Genomic DNA, 16,243 nt, shown 5'->3' with positions numbered 1-16,243 from the left:
TGACATGCCGATGCAGGCCGGGTGAATAAAGCACTGTGCGCCTTTATCAACCGCGGGGGGTTGATAAAGGCGCACAGCAGTTTGTGCTTTTCAGCCCTTGTGGGACTTCACAGCTTCGGTGAGCTGCGGTGCGACGTTGAACAGGTCGCCCACGATGCCGAAGTCGGCGATCTCGAAGATGGGTGCCTCTTCGTCCTTGTTGACCGCGACGATGGTCTTGGACGTCTGCATGCCGGCGCGGTGCTGGATGGCACCGGAAATGCCGAGCGCGATGTACAGCTGCGGGGAGACCGTCTTACCGGTCTGACCGACCTGGAACTGTCCGGGGTAGTAACCCGAGTCCACAGCGGCACGCGAAGCACCGACTGCAGCGCCGAGGGAGTCGGCCAGCTCTTCGACGACGGAGAACTTGTCCGCGCTGCCGACACCACGTCCACCGGAGACGACAACCGACGCCTCGGTGAGCTCGGGGCGGTCGCCGCCGACGATGGGCTCACGCGAGGTGACCTTGACGGCACTCTCGTCCTGGGCCGGAACCTCGACGGTGATCTGCTCGCCTGCGCCGGCCTGCGGAGCAGCCTCGACTGCGCCCGGACGAACCGAGTAGACGGGAACGTCGCCGTTGGCCTTGGCCTCGACGGTGAACGCGCCACCGAAGATGGAGTGGACGCCGGTGCCGTCAGCCTTGATCTCGATGACGTCGGTCAGCAATCCGGAGCCCAGACGTGCGGCCAGACGACCGGCAACCTCTTTGCCCTCGGTGCCGGCTGCGGTGATGACTGCTGCCGGGCTGGTGGACTCGACCAGAGCGGCGAGAACGTCGACCTTGGGGGTGACGAGGTAGCCGTCGATGTCGTCGGACTCGGCGACGTAGATCTTCTCGGCGCCGGCTGCTGCCAGAGCGTCGGCGAGCTTTGCTGCGGTGCCCGCGGGGCCGGCGACAACTGCCGACGGCTCACCGAGTGCGCGTGCAGCGGTGATGAGTTCGGTGCTGACCTTCTTCAGCGCACCCTCTGCGTGCTCTACGAGCACAAGTACTTCTGCCATGACTTAACTCTCCCTGAGTTCTTCTGCTGGATGTCTAGAAGGGCGCGATCAGATGACCTTGTTGCTGACGAGGTACGCGGCAATCTTGGTGCCACCGTCTCCCTCGTCGACGATGCGCTCACCAGCGGTACGGGGGGGCTTGGGGGTGGAGGACGTCACGGTGGTGCCGGCGTTGGCAACTCCGACGGTCTCCGGGTCGACTCCGAGGTCGGCCAGCGTGTAGACGAGAACTTCCTTCTTCTTCGCGGCCATGATGCCCTTGAAGGACGGGAAGCGCGGCTCGTTGATCTTCTCGGTGACCGAGACGATCGCGGGCAGCGAAGCCTCGAGGCCGAAGACGCCCTCGTCGGTCTCGCGCTCACCGGTGATCTTGCCGTCGGCGACGACGACCTTGCGCAGCTGCGTGAGCTGCGGGATGCCCAGGTACTCGGCGATGATGGCCGGAACAGCGCCGACGCGGCCGTCGGTGGCCTCGTTGCCGGCGATGATCAGGTCGGCAGGCTCGTCGTTCTCGAAGGTGATCTGTCCGAGAGCAGCAGCGAGCGTCCATGCGGTCTGGATCGCGTCGGAGCCGTGCAGTGCCGGGTCGTTGATGTGGACGGCCTTGTCGGCGCCCATCGAGAGAGCCTTGCGGATAGCGTCGGTGGCGCGGTCGGGACCTGCGGACAGCACCGTTACCTCACCGCCCTGAGCTTCCTTGATGAGGAGTGCTTCTTCGACGGAGCGCTCGTTGATCTCGTCGAGGACTGCGTCGGCGGCTTCACGGTCAAGCGTGTAGTCGCCGTCGGTCAGCTTGCGCTCGGACCATGTGTCGGGGACCTGCTTGATCAAAACAACGATATTCGTCATGGGTCTTCGTCGACCTCCTGTGTGTAATTCACCTGATAAATCGTCTGTGGTGCTCGCGCAGTCCGAGCGTCCGAAAAGAGAGTCCGACAGGTCTCCCTACGGGCGAATTTCTCGGTTCACGTCGGCTGTGCGTTAGATTACCCCACGTTAAGTTACCGGTGGGTAACTTAACGTGGAACCTCGTCCACCATAACGGCACGAACAGGAATTGACAGCAGTGATCTGGACCACGGCGAACACGTTCTACTCGGATGGCACTAATCTCGCACGGGTGAGTGAAACGAGTGTCAGCAACCACGAGGACGCACCCCTGCCCTTGACGGGCGAACGAACCGTGCCAGGAATCCCCGAGGAGAACTACTGGTTCCGACGCCACGAAGTGGTGTACCGCGCACTTCTGGAGCGCTGCACGGACCGCCGAGTCCTCGAGGCCGGTTCCGGAGAAGGCTACGGCGCCAACATGATTGCGGACGTCGCAACAAAGGTTACCGGCCTCGACTACGACATCTCCGCGGTCGAGCACGTCCGTGCCCGCTACCCCCGCGTCGAGATGCTCCACGGCAACCTCGCCGAGCTTCCACTGGCGGACAACTCGGTTGACGTCGTCGTCAATTTCCAGGTGATCGAGCACCTGTGGGATCAGGGTCAGTTCCTACGCGAATGCTTCCGAGTTCTCGCTCCCGGCGGTGAACTTCTCATCAGCACCCCCAACCGGATCACCTTCTCCCCCGGCCGCGACACGCCGCTCAACCCTTTCCACACTCGTGAGCTCAACGCCTCCGAAATGACCGAATTGCTCGAAGACGCCGGATTCCGCGTTCAGTTGATGACCGGCGTCCATCACGGTTCACGTCTGAAGGAACTCGACGCCAAGCACGGCGGATCGTTCATCAATGCGCAGATCGACCGCGCGTTGGCCGGCGAGCCCTGGCCGGAAGATCTCACCCGCGACGTCGAGGGCATCACCGTCGACGACTTCAGCATCAGCGAACCCGACATCGACGACAGCCTCGACCTCGTCGCTATTGCCGTGAAGGAATCCGGCGAGTGAGTAACGCAACACCCGTCACCGAACCGGGGATGTTCGCCCTGGTTCTGCACTCCCATCTGCCGTGGCTCGCCAACCACGGCAGATGGCCAGTCGGCGAGGAATGGATCTACCAGTCCTGGGCTGCGTCGTACATTCCGCTCGCCGCCGCGCTACGTCGCCTGGCCGACGAGGGCCGATCGCACCTGCTGACGCTGGGAATCACGCCGGTGCTCGCGGCCCAGTTGGACGATCCCCACTGCCTCGCCGGGATGCATCACTGGCTCGGCAACTGGCAAATCCGCGCCCACGAGGCTGCCGGCATGCCGGACGCGGCGCACCGCGAACTCGGCGCGCGCGAGCACCGGGCCTCAGCTGCCGCTCTCGCAGATTTCGAGACTCACTGGCAGCACGGCGCCTCACCGGTGTTCCGCGACCTCATCGATCGCGAGGCCTTCGAGCTTCTCGGCGGGCCGCTGGCTCACCCGTTCCAACCGCTGCTCGATCCTCGCTTGCGGGCGTTCTCCCTCCGCGAAGGTCTCGCCGACGCGCATGCCCGGTGGAATCACACTCCGACCGGGATCTGGGGACCTGAGTGCGGGTACACCCCGGGCATGGAGCGCGGGTACGCCGAAGCGGGCGTCACCCACTTCATGGTCGACGGCCCCGCCTTGCGCGGCGACACGTCCCTCGGCCGCCCGGTTCGAGAATCCGACGTGGTTGCATTCGGCCGCGACCTGCAGGTCAGCTACCGCGTCTGGTCCCCCAAATCCGGATATCCGGGACACGCTGCTTACCGCGACTTCCACACCTACGACCACGAGACGGGCCTCAAGCCGTCGCGGGTCACCGGACGGACCGTCGACTCCGCCGACAAGTTGCCGTACGACCCCGAACTCGCCGCCGCCGCCGTCGACAAGCATGTCGCCGACTTCGTCGAAACCGTTCGGGCGCGTCTGCGCAGTGAATCCACCCGCATCGGCCGCGACGCCCTGGTGGTCGCAGCTTTCGACACCGAACTGTTCGGGCACTGGTGGCACGAGGGTCCGCAGTGGCTCGAAAAACTCCTGCGCGCGCTTCCCGAGGCCGGAATTCGCGTCGGCACCCTCGCCGACGCCAAGGCGTCGGGATACGTCGGCGAACCCGTTCAACTCGAGGATTCGTCCTGGGGATCGGGTAAGGACTGGCGTGTCTGGGCTGGCGATCAGGTGTCCGACCTGGTGCAACTGAACTCCGAGGTGGTCGATACCGCGCTCGGCACCGTGGACAAGTCTCGCGGACGCGACAACGCACCCGGACGACCGGAACTGCGAAACCGGGTCAACGATCAGGTACTTCGCGAGACACTGATGACAGTTTCGAGCGATTGGGCATTCATGGTGAGCAAGGATTCGGCCGCGGGGTACGCCCGCGAACGCGCACACAAGCACGCCCACGCGACCAGGGAAATCTCCGAAGCGCTCGTTTCCGGCCGCGATGCCGTCGCCGAGCGACTCGCCGAAGGCTGGAATCGCGCCGACGGGTTGTTCCCGGGACTGGATGCTCGCCGTCTACCTGACACAGAACTGAGTCCGTCGTGAAAATTCTCATCGTCTCGTGGGAGTACCCACCGGTCGTCGTCGGCGGGCTCGGTCGACACGTCCACCATCTCGCCACCGAGTTGGCAGCCGCGGGCCACGAGGTCGTTGTTCTCTCGCGTCGCCCCTCCGGCACGGATGCGTCGACGCACCCGACGATCACGCACATTTCCGAGGGCGTCCTTGTCGTCGCAGTGGCCGAGGACCCCGCGCACTTCGTCTTCGGCGAGGACATGCTCGCGTGGACCCTCGCGATGGGTCACGCGATGGTCCGTGCCGGGATGGCGCTGCACAAGCCAGGAGTGGGCGAGGGCTGGCAGCCCGACGTCGTGCACGCGCACGACTGGCTGGTCGCACATCCGGCGATCGCCCTGGCCGAATTCTATGATGTCCCACTGGTTTCCACACTTCACGCCACCGAGGCGGGTCGCCACAGCGGCTGGATCTCCGGACGCATCAACCGCCAGGTCCACTCCGTCGAGTGGTGGCTGGCAAACGAATCCGACTCTCTCATAACTTGTTCGGCGTCCATGCAGGAAGAAGTGACCGAGCTCTACGGCCCGACGCTGCCGCCGATCACCGTCATCCGCAACGGAATCGACGTGACCACGTGGAACTTTCGCGAACGTGGACCGCGATCCGGACCGCCGAAACTCCTCTTCGTCGGCCGCCTGGAATACGAGAAGGGCGTGCAGGACGCCATCGCAGCACTCCCCCGAATCCGTCGTAGCCACCCCGGCACGACCCTCGCGATCGCGGGCGAAGGCACCCAGTTCACCTGGCTCTACCAACAGGCACGCACGCATCGCGTCGCGCGGGCGGTGGACTTTCTCGGCAACCTCGATCACACGGAACTGCTCAGCTGGCTGCACGGAGCGGACGCCATCGTCCTGCCGTCGCGCTACGAGCCTTTCGGGATCATCGCCCTCGAAGCGGCGGCGGCCGGCACTCCGCTGATCACGTCCACCGCAGGCGGACTGGGCGAAGCCGTCGTCGACGGGGTGACGGGGATGTCCTTCCAACCGGGCGACATCGCCGGGCTCACCTCGGCTGTCCGCGAGGTACTCGACGATCCCGCCGGGGCACAGGAACGGGCAGTGGCCGCCCGCGCACGCCTGACATCGGACTTCGACTGGCATCAGGTCGCCGAGGAGACTGCTCACGTCTACGCGGGCGCGAAGCGTCGGGTGCGACAGCCGTTGGCCCGTCCGCAGATCCCCGAGCGTCCGCTGCCCGGTCGCTGAGCTCGCTTTGTGCTGATCTCAGGGGGTCGGGAGTGGCGCGGTGAAACGAGAACTCGCATCCCCGAGCAGATGGCCTGGTGGCAGCATCCGGCCGCACAGCACGAGCAGGAGATCCTGCGCCGCCCCGTGAACCTCGGCGCCGGCACCGTACGTCCAGTCTCGGTCGTCGGCGCGCAGCCGAGCGCCGTCGAGGTCAGTTCCGAAATACTTCACGGTTTTGGGCGAGAGTCCGCTGAGCACACGAGTGAGCCGGTCTTCGGGCACCACGTAATCGTCGCCGAGTGCCACGCGAATGTCCTGACCGTGGATCACGTCGTGCGAGAGCGCACCCTCGAAGCCGCCGCCTGGTGGCTTCCACGGGTGTGCAACGTTGTCGCGAAGCGAGGCAAGCAGTTGTCGCTCACCGACTTCCGACGCATCGGCGAGCGCTCGCCGGTTCGACATCTTGTTGAAGTTTCCGCGTGACTTGACCATTTCCACGACGAATCGCGGCGCCGAGTATCGGTAGGGCATGGTGATGTGCGCGATCACTTCGCGGACCCGCCACCCCTCGCACAGGGTCGGCGCGTTCCACTGCTCCGTGCTCAGGCCTTCGAGAAATCCCACCAGTTCGCGGCGCTGCGCCACGACCCATTCGGGTGTCTGTTCGCTCATGTCGGCACTCCTTTCACCGGCGCAGACTTTCGGCGCCGATACCGATACAGACCGGTTGCGGCGCCGAAAGTAATCGCTGGTTCTGCCGAAAAGTGAGCTACGACGTCGACGACGCGTCGGCAGCGTCCGCAGCAGCCTTCTTGCGTGCGATGTCCTCGAGCGCCGCGATGTACTTTGCACGATCGGCAGCGCCGGCTTCCCAATCGGACTTGCGGTTCTTGACCGCCTTCGCGGGCGAGCCGACCGCGATGCTGTAGTCCGGGATGTCTCCCTTGACGACGGCGTGCGCCCCGAGGACACAACCGCGTCCGACGCGGGTATTTCGCAGCACGGTGACCTTCGCTGCCACCCACGTGTCCGGGCCGATACGGACGGGGCCCTTGACGATGCCCTGGTCCTTGATCGGTGTGTTGATGTCGTCCATGCGGTGGTCGAAGTCGCAGATGTAGCACCAGTCGGCTACGAGCGTCGACGCACCGATTTCGATGTCGAGGTACGTGTTGACGACGTTGTCCTTGCCGAAGACGACCTTGTCGCCGATGCGCAGCGAGCCTTCGTGGCAGCGGATCGCGTTGCCGTCACCGATGTGCACCCAGCGCCCGATCTCGAGGCGGGACAGGTCGGGGGTGGAATGGATTTCGACGTTCTTGCCGAGGAACACCATGCCGCGCAGGATCACGTGCGGGTTGGCCATCTTGAACTTGGCGAGACGGTAGTACCGCACCAGATACCAGGGTGTGTACGCCTTGTTCGCCAGAACCCATTTGAGGGAATCGACCGTCAAGAACTTGGCCTGATCGCTGTCGCCTCGGCGTGATCCCCGCCATCGAGTGCGCAACGGTGCGCCCCACATGCTCGTCATGAGTGTTCAGCCTACGTGGGGCCGACTCACCGACCCTCGGGGTGTGCCCCGTCACGTTGCCCCGGTCGGGATAGTCTCTGGTCCGGGCTTGTGCAGTTACCGAGGGCTCTTGATCAAGTGAAGGCAGGGAGATTGTGATGCGGCGGGTCCTACGGTCGTCCGTGATGGTGTCGACGGCGATCGCTGCGGCCCTGATCGCCGGTTGCGGCAGCGACGACGGACGGGTGGACCGGTACGCGTCGGCGGGTTGGCCGGCCATGCATGCCGACGCCCGCAACAGCGACACGAGCCCGGTCACCGGATCACGCGATGTCGAGTTCGCATGGTCACGCCCTCTCGGCGGTCCGGTTGCCGCGTACGCCTCGGTGGCCGCGAACGGCCAGAGCTTCGTCACCGCCCGCACCGAGAACGGCTGCAATCTCTTCTCGTTCCAGATGGATACGGGTCGCAAGAAGTGGTGCGCTCGACTCAACGACGGAGTAGTCGCGTCCACACCCATCGTCGACACGGCCACCAATGTCTATGTCGGCGAGAGCGGCGCGATGATGTCCTTCACCGAGACTGGTCAATTGCGTTGGCGCACGCTCGTTGTGGGCACTCCTCTCTCGTCACAGTTCACCGGCGACGGAAACCTGTTGTTCATCACCCAATTGGGTCAGATCAACGTGCTCAACCCGCAGACCGGCGCAAAAGTGGTTCCGTCGTTCGACCTGATCCCGCCGCCGTCGATCGACCAGGGCGCGAATGCAGAACTCATTCCCGACAACAAGGGTTTGAACGAGTGCTTCCTCGGCACGTCCGGCTGCCCGGTGGCCAATACCCCGGCAGTGGACCTGGGCACCGGCAAGTTCTACTTCACCTTCTACGGACCCAGTTCTCAGGCAGCCGATCTGGTCGCCATGAAGTACACAGGCGGCGACAATCCGTCCATCACCCGCGAGTGGTCCACCGACGCGCTTCCCGGTGGAACGGCGTCGAGCCCGGACCTGTCGAAGGACGGCAAGACCGTCTACGCCACCGACAACAACGGATCTCTCTGGGCAGTGAACGCTGAAACCGGTGACACCAGGTGGAGTTACGACATCGGCTTCAACTCGGCCGGTAGTGCCTCGACGTCCGACGACGGTTTGATCATTCCCGCCGGCGGCGACAAGGGCCACCTCCTTGCCGTGCGCGACGAGGGAGATCACGCCGAACTGGCCTGGGAACGTAAAGACCTTCTGCAACTGGGCGTTCCGGCGCAGACCGCCGGCAACACCGGATACACCGTCGTCCGCGAGGGTGAGAACGGACTGAGCCTGATCACCTTCGACACCGAAACCGGTGAGACGGTGGATCAGGACACGTTGCCGGGAGCAGTCGGCTTCACCGTCGGCACCTCGATCGGCCCCAAGGGCGAAGTGTTGACGCCCAGCGCAATCGGTGAGCTGTTCGTCTTCAAGTGAGCTAGCGGGACGCCTCACAGATGAAGGCCGACGCCGATCGTCCGATCCGCACGATCACGACGCTCAGTGCACGCGAGCCCTTGAGCTTGAGCCGTGGACGCAGCACTGCCGGGTCCACGTCGACTCCTCGCACCAGGATTTCGGCCACACCGCAGTCCCGCTTGGACAGTGTCTGTTTGAGCAGTTTCTCGGAGTACTTGATCTGCTCGAGGATCCGGAATCCGCGAACTCCCTCAGGGACGCTGTCACCGGTCAGATAAGCGATGCGTGGATCGAGCTGCCAGAGGCCGTGTCTGGCCGCGTAGTGGCGCACGAGGCCCGCGCGCACTACCGCTCCGTCCGGGTCGATGATCCACTCCCCCGGCGCTTGCTCCGGAATCACGTCGTCCTCGGCGTCGGTGATCGCCCACCCGCTCCCGTCGGAGCGAAGCACCGAAGCTCGACGCGTGACGCCGGACTCGGCCAGCCCCGTCGACCACAGGCAGGCTTCCTTGACGCCGCCGTCGAGCGAGACGACCTCGACTTCCCCGTCCCAGCCCAGATTGTCGAAATCGAGTCCGGGAGCACACTTCACCGCGAGATCACGGCCGGAGTACGCCTCGATGAGGTCCGGTAGAGGTGGCATCAACGCTGCCGGATCGTGAGTGCGGCGACCGCCCGATCGCCGTGCGGGGTCTGCCAGTACGACGGTGTCGCGTGTCGTCGGGCGGAGCGCGTCGGCCCGCAGCAACGCTGCGCTCGGCACATTGCGCTGTGCCATCGCCAGGCGAACGGAATCGATGTCGCTGCCGATCACGCGATGCGCAACTCCGGTCAAGGCATGCAGTTCGGCGCCGATGGAGCACGTCACGTCGTGGACGTCGCGCCCGATCAGACGCTGCGCGCGGTGCGCCGCCACAACACCGGGAGTGGCCTGCTGCATCGCGTCGTCCGTGAACAACCACTGATCACTGCCGGGCAGTTTCGTAACGGCCTTGCGTCGAAGCAGGACGGTGTCCACGAGCGCAGGCATGTGATCACCGAAACGCGTACGCGTCCGGCCGATGTCGGCCAGACGCGTACGCGTGGACAGTTCGAGCTGATCCACCTCGGCCAAGGCAGCTACGCCGGAATCACTTCCGAGATAGTCGACGTCGCCGAGGGTGAAGTCATAACCCAATTCAGTTGCCGGGCTTCACGCCGGTGATCATGACGTTGTAGAAGAATCCGCGAGGAACGACGTGGCGGAGCACCTTCTCGTCGACCCAGCTGAGCGTCTTCCAACCACCGAAAGCGAAACGCCCCCAGCCCCAACCGAGCTTCTCCGGCGGAACAGCCGCTTCGAAGGTACGGACAGGCCAGCCGAGAAGCGCCGCGGCGAATTCCTCGGTGGCAGCGTGGACCTGATCGGCGCCCGCAGACTTCGCCATGTTCTCGAGGTCGGTGGGGTCGAACGTGTGGATGTCGACGACAGCTTCGAGAGCTGCTGCACGAGAAGACTCGTCGAGTTCCTCTTGCGGACGACGCCAGTCTGCGAGGAACGGCAGCTTGGTCACGCGTGTGGTTGCTTCCCACGTCGCGCGGCCGAGCCAGCGGGCGTAGAAGTTGCCGACAGTGGTGGGCTCACCGGCGAAGACGAAACGTCCGCCGGGCTTGAGGACACGAAGGACCTCACGCAGCGACTTCTCGACGTCCGGAATGTGGTGCAGCACGGCGTGGCCGACCACCAGGTCGAAGGTGTTGTCCTCGTACGGAATGGTCTCGGCATCGGCAACACGGCCGTCGACCGGAAGGCCGAGGCTTTCGGCATTGCGCAGTGCGACCTTGACCATACCGGGCGAGAGGTCGGTGACCGAACCGGTCTTGGCGACTCCACCCTGCATCAGGTTCAGGAGGAAGAATCCGGTGCCGCAACCGAGTTCGAGCGCGCGCTCGTACGGGAGCGGCTGATCGCCCGCGACGGCGTCGAAACGACCACGTGCGTAGTCGATGCAGCGCTCGTCGTACGAGATGGACCACTTGTCGTCGTAGGTTTCGGCTTCCCAGTCGTGGTAGAGCACCTGGGCGAGCTTGGTGTCCTTACGAGCGGCCTCGACCTCTTCGGCCGTGGCGTGCGGCCGCGGCGCGGGGTCGACTACCGAGGTGTCGGTAGCGGCGGGCGGCGTGACGGTTGCGTCGTCATTCGGGCTGGCTGTCATGGCGGCTATCCTACTCGCTGGTAAGAGATGAACAAGTTCTAGTTTAGGGGAGCCTACTCGCCCGTGAACTCGGCCTTGCCCGGACCGTTCGCGATGAACGACTCCATGCCGATCGCCTGATCCTTGGTCGCGAACAATCCGGCGAACAGATGCTGCTCGATCTTGAGCCCGGATTCCAGGTCGGTGTTCAGACCCTCGTCGATGGCTGCCTTGGCAGCAGCCAACGCACGTGACGCTCCCCCGACGAACTGCGAGGCCCACGTGCGAGCGGCGGTGTACACGTCGTCGGGAGCGACGACCTCGTCGACCAGACCGATGGCCAACGCCTCGTCAGCCCCGACGAAACGGCCGGTGAAGACCAGATCCTTGGCCTTTGCCGGACCGATCAGACGAGCCAGGCGCTGCGTTCCGCCGCCACCGGGAATGATTCCGAGCAGAATCTCCGGAACTCCGAGCTTGGCGTTGTCTCCGACGATCCGGCGATCGGCCGAGAGTGCAACTTCGAGTCCACCACCGAGTGCGTATCCGGTGATCGCGGCAACGGTCGGCTTCGGGATGGACGCCACGGCGCCGAGCCCGGCCTGCATGCCACCGATCGCGTCACGGATCTGGCCGTAATCCATCTCGGCCATTTCCTTGACGTCTGCACCTGCTGCGAAGACTTTCTCGCCGCCGTAGACGATGACGGCCTTGACTGCCTTGTCGACGGTCGCAGCGTGTGCGGCAGCAGCCAACTCGTCCTGAACCTGACGGTTCAGAGCGTTCATGGGCGGACGCGCCAGACGGATGGTGCCGATGCCTTCGGAAACCTCGAGAGTCACAAATTCAGCCATGGTCGAGAGGTTACTTTGCCGCCTTGACCGACCACGGATGCGGCCCGGCGACGTAGTAACCGTCCTGGTTCGGGAACTCGACGCGCAGCGTTTCCTCGTCGGTGATCAACGTAGGCAGGATGACGGGAATCTCCGGCTCGGCTGCGAGTATCTCCGCCACCGAACTGAACTTGGCCAATTCGGTCAGCTGACTCCACGTCGGCGGCAACAGGATGCTGCCACCCTCCCGCCAATGCGCGAGCGCGTCCTGCGGGCTCTGCCAACGCACCTCGGCGGCCTCGGAGGTGACCCCGTCCGCGATCTGTCCGGTCGGTGACGCTGCGACGAAGAAGCGCGTGTCGTAGCGGCGGGTCTCGCCCACCGGCGTGATCCAGTTCGCCCACGGCCGCAGCAGATCCGTGCGCAGGACCAGGTTCTCCTTCTTCAGGAAATCGCTGAACGACAGCTCGTGCTTTTCGAGAGCAACGCGGTCCTGTGCATAGCCGGCCGTGTCCGCGACGACCGTGTCAGCCGTGGGGCCGGCCAGCAGGACACCGCACTCCTCGAAAGTTTCCCGCACCGCAGCCAAGACGAGAGCCTTCGCCCGAGCAACATCCGTGCTGAACCGCTCGGCCCACCACTCGACCGACGGTCCGGCCCACTCGACCTCGGCCGTCGCATCGGACTTGTCGACGCCGCCGCCGGGGAATACCGTCATGCCCCCGGCAAACGCCATCCCCTGTACTCGTTGAAGCAGGAAGATCTCGATCCCGGATTCGGCATCGCGCACCAAGATGACGGTCGACGCATCCTTGGGCTCGGGGACAGCGTTTGCATTCTCGTTAGCCATGCTTCGCGAACCTACGCGATCTGTGATCTGGGCCGCATTTCAGGTCCCATTGAAGCTCACGCGCGATGAGCTCCGGACGGCCTCGCGCGGCGCGCGAAGTATCGGCCGTCCGCCTTGTCGAGGCTGATGGACTGGCTGAATGCCGCGCTCAGATTTTCGGCGGTGATGACGTCGTCCAGAAGGCCCTGAGAGACGACCTCCCCTTCCTTGAGAAGGAGTGCGTGGGTGAATCCCGGCGGGATTTCCTCGACGTGATGGGTGATCAGAACGGTAGCCGGGGCGTCCGGATCGGCAGCCAGTTCGGCGAGTCTGGCCACAAGTTCCTCACGGCCACCGAGGTCGAGCCCGGCGGCGGGCTCGTCCAGAAGAAGAAGTTCGGGATCGGTCATCAAGGCTCGCGCGATGAGGACGCGCTTGCGCTCGCCTTCGGAAAGCGTCCCGTACGTCCGATCCGCCAGGTGCTCGGCGCCGAGGCTTTCGAGCATCTCCACAGCGCGCGAGGTGTCCATGGATTCGTACTCCTCGCGCCACCGACCGAGAACGGCGTAGCCCGCCGACACGACGAGGTCGCTGACCTTCTCGTCGCCGGGCACGCGGTTCGCCAACGACGACGAGGACAAACCGATTCGCGGGCGCAACTCGTTGACGTCGACCTTGCCGAGAACTTCGCCAAGGAGGTGGGCAGAACCACTGGTCGGGAAAGTCTCACCGGCCGCGATGCGCAGCAGCGAGGTCTTGCCGGCACCGTTGGGTCCGAGCACCACCCATCGCTCGTCCAGCTCCACTTTCCAGGTGACGGGCCCCACGAGAGTGGACCCTCCCCGACGGATGAGTACGTTGTCGAAATCGATGAGCAGATCTGGATCAGGTAGCGGCACCCGAACATCTTCCCGCACATTCTCCGGCCGTTCACGGCAGGATCATCTTGCGTGTCGCCTCTCATCGAAACTCACACCCCGACGCCCGGGTCTCCGTTCCCACTCGGCGCCAACATCGTGGACTCCGGAACCCAGTTCGCGGTCCACGCCCCGGCCGCGTCGAGCGTCCACATCTGCCTGATCGACCAGGACGGAAACGAAGATCGCGTCGAACTTCGGCAACACACGTACGGAATCTGGCATGGAATCATCTCCGGGATCGGTGCGGGGCAGCGTTACGGAATTCGGGCGTCCGGCCCGTGGAATCCGCGCGCCGGGCTGAGACTTAATCCACACAAGCTGCTCGTCGATCCGTGGGCGCGCCGCATCGAGGGGGATCTCGGTGATCACCGTGCCCTCCTGTCGTACGCCGACGATCCCTTCGGCGACCCGTCGACGGTCGACTCGCTCGGCCACGTGCCGCTGTCCGTGGTGACTCCCGGCCTCGCGCCCGCCGGAGCCCGCCTCGAGACGCCGTGGGAGGAAAGCGTCATCTACGAACTGCATGTGGGCGCGTACACCGCCAGTCATCCAGGAGTACCCGCCGCCCACCGCGGAACGTACCTCGGCCTGACGGCACCGGCCGTGATCGATCACCTCGTCTCACTCGGCGTCACTGCCGTGGAACTGCTTCCCGTACAGGCGTTTCTGACCGAACAGAGCGTCCGCGAGCGAGGGATGCGCAACCACTGGGGATACTCGACGGCGTCGTACTTCGCCCCGCATCCCGGATACGCGGCAACTCCGGGCGGCGAAGTCACCGAGTTCCGGATCATGGTCGACGCACTACACGCGGCAGGCATCGAGGTCGTCCTCGACGTCGTCTACAACCACACCTGCGAGCAGAGTGTCGACGGAATCAGTGTCAGCTGGCGAGGTTTGGACGGCCCCGGCTATTACCTTCTCGACGGCGACGGCCGCGACATCGACCTGACCGGGTGCGGCAACACGGTCGACGCCTGCTCCCCCATCGCCGTCCGCATGATCACCGACAGCCTCCGTTACTGGGCCACCGAAATGGGTGTCGACGGCTTCCGATTCGATCTTGCGAGCGCGTTGGGTAGGCCGCGCGGCGGAGGCTTCGACCAGCGGGCGTCCATCCTGTCCGCCATCTCCTCCGATCCGGTACTGACTCGGTGCAAGCTCATCGCCGAACCGTGGGATGCGACTGCCGACGGTTACCAGGTCGGAAACTTCGGACTCCAGTGGTCCGAATGGAACGACAAGTACCGCAGCACCATTCGCCAGTTCTGGAACGGCGGATCCAGCGTCCGGAAGGTCGCGTCGCGCCTCGCCGGTTCCGAGGACATCTTTGCCGGCAGCGGCCGTCGCCCCTGGGCGTCGATCAACTTCGTCACAGCGCACGACGGGTTCACCGCCGCCGATCTCGTGGCATACAACCGCAAACACAACGAGGCCAACGGTGAAGACAATCGTGACGGCGCCGATCACAACGATTCGTTCAACCACGGAATCGAAGGCCCGAGCACCGATCCCGAGATTCAGGACGCCAGGGCACGTCACGTACGGGCGCTACTGGCCACACTCGTGCTGTCGACAGGTACACCGATGCTCACCGCCGGAGACGAGTTCGGCCACAGTCTCGGCGGAAACAACAACGCGTATTGTGTTCCCACACTTGCCTCCCCAGCCGATTCGTGGGCCCTGGACTGGACGGCGGCCGATCAGTCGTTGGTGCAGTTCGTCTCCCGAGCGTTCGGATTACGCCGAGCAGCACCAGCGTTGCGTCAGCCCGAATTCTTCGAAGGCAGAAGAAGACTGGAGCACCCGGACCTCGTCTGGTTCGACGCTGCCGGCGTCGAGTTCGACGACACCGCATGGTACGACGAGAGTCACCGAACGCTGCAGGCCTGGATCGACGGAGCCGACGTTCGGTCTCACACTCGAACCGGGCGCCCACTCGGTGACGACAGTTGGCTCCTGATCCTGCATTCCGGTGGACCGGTTCAGGTCACCGTCGGCACTCCGGAATGGTTCGACGGCACCTTGACTGCATCGTTCGATTCGGCGTCACCCACCGGAGAACCTGCCTCCACGGCCGAAGTTCCCGTCGGCACCGAGATTTCGCTGACCGGCCCCACGGTCTTGGCCTTACGTTCCGTGACACGTCCTCCGGTCACCGCTGCTGTCATGGAATCCGGCAGCACCTTGATGAGGAATTGAATGGTCGGTCCGATCCCGAAGGCGTACAACACTGTTCCGACGCCGACGGTTCCACCGAGGAGCCATCCGGTCGTGAGGACCGCGATCTCGATGCTGGTACGCACGAGCCTGACCGACAGACCTGTGCGAGCGACCAGTCCGGTCATCAATCCGTCGCGGGGGCCCGGCCCCATGCCCGCGCCGATGTAGAGAACGCTGGCCAGTCCGTTGAGGAGGATTCCCGCGACCATGATCATGGCTCGAACTGGCATGGAATCAAAGACCGGCAAGAAGGCCAGTGAGGTATCCACCGAGATGGCAATTACAACGACATTGGCGACCGTTCCGAATCCCGGCCGCTGACGGATCGGAATCCAGAGCAGCAGCACCACCGCACCGGTAATCGCAGTGATCACGCCGAAACTGAGCGAAACATGCTCGGCCACGCCCTGATGGAACACATCCCAGGGATCCAGACCAAGACCGGCTGTGATCATCATGGCCATCGAGAAGCCGTACAACCACAGACCAACGAACAGCGAGGCGAATCTCCGTATCAACACCCGACCATCTTGATGGCCACTGGACTGTTCATCCATAGCCAAGTTGCCGATACTGG

Annotated in this window: 14 protein-coding genes and 1 pseudogene; 5 read left to right on the top strand and 10 right to left on the bottom strand. The window is 64.5% G+C overall.

Going from position 1 to position 16,243, the window contains the following annotated elements; genetic code table 11:
* Nucleotides 1-90 precede the first annotated feature (90 nt).
* The gene (locus ACVZUB_RS11910) at nt 91-1,047 is read right to left on the bottom strand and encodes an electron transfer flavoprotein subunit alpha/FixB family protein (protein WP_003944698.1); all 957 of its coding nucleotides are present in this window, start codon (nt 1,045-1,047) and stop codon (nt 91-93) included.
* A gap of 48 nt (nt 1,048-1,095) precedes the next feature.
* Nucleotides 1,096-1,896, bottom strand: a complete 801-nt coding sequence (locus ACVZUB_RS11905) for an electron transfer flavoprotein subunit beta/FixA family protein (protein ID WP_003944754.1) — start codon at nt 1,894-1,896, stop codon at nt 1,096-1,098.
* Between the two features lie 271 nt (nt 1,897-2,167).
* Between ACVZUB_RS11905 and ACVZUB_RS11900 the strand changes: the two genes are divergently transcribed.
* Genes ACVZUB_RS11900 through ACVZUB_RS11890 form a run of 3 tightly spaced genes read left to right on the top strand, consistent with a single transcriptional unit; the run spans nt 2,168 to nt 5,744 of the window.
* Nucleotides 2,168-2,947, top strand: coding sequence for a class I SAM-dependent methyltransferase (locus ACVZUB_RS11900; RefSeq protein WP_050794067.1), 780 nt, complete (start codon nt 2,168-2,170; stop codon nt 2,945-2,947).
* A gap of 29 nt (nt 2,948-2,976) precedes the next feature.
* Nucleotides 2,977-4,503 (top strand): 1,4-alpha-glucan branching protein domain-containing protein, encoded by a 1,527-nt coding sequence (locus ACVZUB_RS11895; RefSeq protein WP_482628528.1) that lies wholly within the window; start codon nt 2,977-2,979, stop codon nt 4,501-4,503.
* Nucleotides 4,500-5,744: a glycosyltransferase family 4 protein gene (locus tag ACVZUB_RS11890; protein WP_003944732.1), complete on the top strand. Its 1,245-nt coding sequence runs from the start codon at nt 4,500-4,502 to the stop codon at nt 5,742-5,744. Before ACVZUB_RS11895 ends, ACVZUB_RS11890 begins: the two co-directional genes overlap by 4 nt.
* A gap of 18 nt (nt 5,745-5,762) precedes the next feature.
* Here the strand turns inward: ACVZUB_RS11890 and ACVZUB_RS11885 are convergent, their stop codons facing one another.
* Both ACVZUB_RS11885 and ACVZUB_RS11880 read right to left on the bottom strand, forming a co-directional pair.
* Nucleotides 5,763-6,398, bottom strand: coding sequence for a maleylpyruvate isomerase family mycothiol-dependent enzyme (locus ACVZUB_RS11885; RefSeq protein ID WP_003944749.1), 636 nt, complete (start codon nt 6,396-6,398; stop codon nt 5,763-5,765).
* A gap of 97 nt (nt 6,399-6,495) precedes the next feature.
* Nucleotides 6,496-7,260, bottom strand: a complete 765-nt coding sequence (locus ACVZUB_RS11880) for an acyltransferase (RefSeq protein WP_003944741.1) — start codon at nt 7,258-7,260, stop codon at nt 6,496-6,498.
* A 137-nt stretch (nt 7,261-7,397) separates the two neighbouring features.
* On the opposite strand from ACVZUB_RS11880, the gene ACVZUB_RS11875 reads away from it, so the two are divergent.
* Entirely contained in the window at nt 7,398-8,705 is a 1,308-nt protein-coding gene (locus ACVZUB_RS11875; RefSeq protein ID WP_020969293.1) for an outer membrane protein assembly factor BamB family protein, read from the top strand.
* A gap of 1 nt (nt 8,706) precedes the next feature.
* On the opposite strand, the gene ACVZUB_RS11870 is transcribed toward ACVZUB_RS11875, so the two are convergent.
* Genes ACVZUB_RS11870 through ACVZUB_RS11850 form a run of 5 tightly spaced genes read right to left on the bottom strand, consistent with a single transcriptional unit; the run spans nt 8,707 to nt 13,422 of the window.
* Nucleotides 8,707-9,864 carry a THUMP-like domain-containing protein gene (locus tag ACVZUB_RS11870; protein ID WP_283551761.1) on the bottom strand — a complete coding sequence of 386 codons (1,158 nt, stop codon included), beginning with the start codon at nt 9,862-9,864 and terminating at the stop codon, nt 8,707-8,709.
* A 1-nt stretch (nt 9,865) separates the two neighbouring features.
* The gene (locus ACVZUB_RS11865) at nt 9,866-10,882 is read right to left on the bottom strand and encodes a class I SAM-dependent methyltransferase (RefSeq protein WP_003944733.1); all 1,017 of its coding nucleotides are present in this window, start codon (nt 10,880-10,882) and stop codon (nt 9,866-9,868) included.
* A gap of 53 nt (nt 10,883-10,935) precedes the next feature.
* The gene (locus tag ACVZUB_RS11860) at nt 10,936-11,715 is read right to left on the bottom strand and encodes an enoyl-CoA hydratase/isomerase family protein (protein ID WP_003944701.1); all 780 of its coding nucleotides are present in this window, start codon (nt 11,713-11,715) and stop codon (nt 10,936-10,938) included.
* Between the two features lie 10 nt (nt 11,716-11,725).
* Complete coding sequence (locus tag ACVZUB_RS11855) at nt 11,726-12,544, bottom strand: NUDIX hydrolase (RefSeq protein WP_003944751.1); 819 nt, start codon at nt 12,542-12,544, stop codon at nt 11,726-11,728.
* Nucleotides 12,545-12,600: 56 nt separating this feature from the next.
* Nucleotides 12,601-13,422 (bottom strand): ABC transporter ATP-binding protein, encoded by an 822-nt coding sequence (locus ACVZUB_RS11850; RefSeq protein ID WP_003944728.1) that lies wholly within the window; start codon nt 13,420-13,422, stop codon nt 12,601-12,603.
* 51 nt (nt 13,423-13,473) lie between these two features.
* Between ACVZUB_RS11850 and glgX the strand changes: the two are divergent.
* Nucleotides 13,474-15,516, top strand: a pseudogene (gene glgX / locus ACVZUB_RS11845) (glycogen debranching protein GlgX); the annotation flags it as partial.
* Here the strand turns inward: glgX and yczE are convergent.
* Entirely contained in the window at nt 15,429-16,223 is a 795-nt protein-coding gene (gene yczE / locus ACVZUB_RS11840; protein ID WP_251014174.1) for a membrane protein YczE, read from the bottom strand. The pseudogene glgX and the gene yczE overlap by 88 nt on opposite strands.
* Nucleotides 16,224-16,243 lie beyond the last annotated feature (20 nt).

This window comes from Rhodococcus sp. OS5, assembly GCF_056837585.1.
Note: the sequence above shows the minus strand (reverse complement) of the source record. Positions and strands in the feature narration are given on the sequence as shown.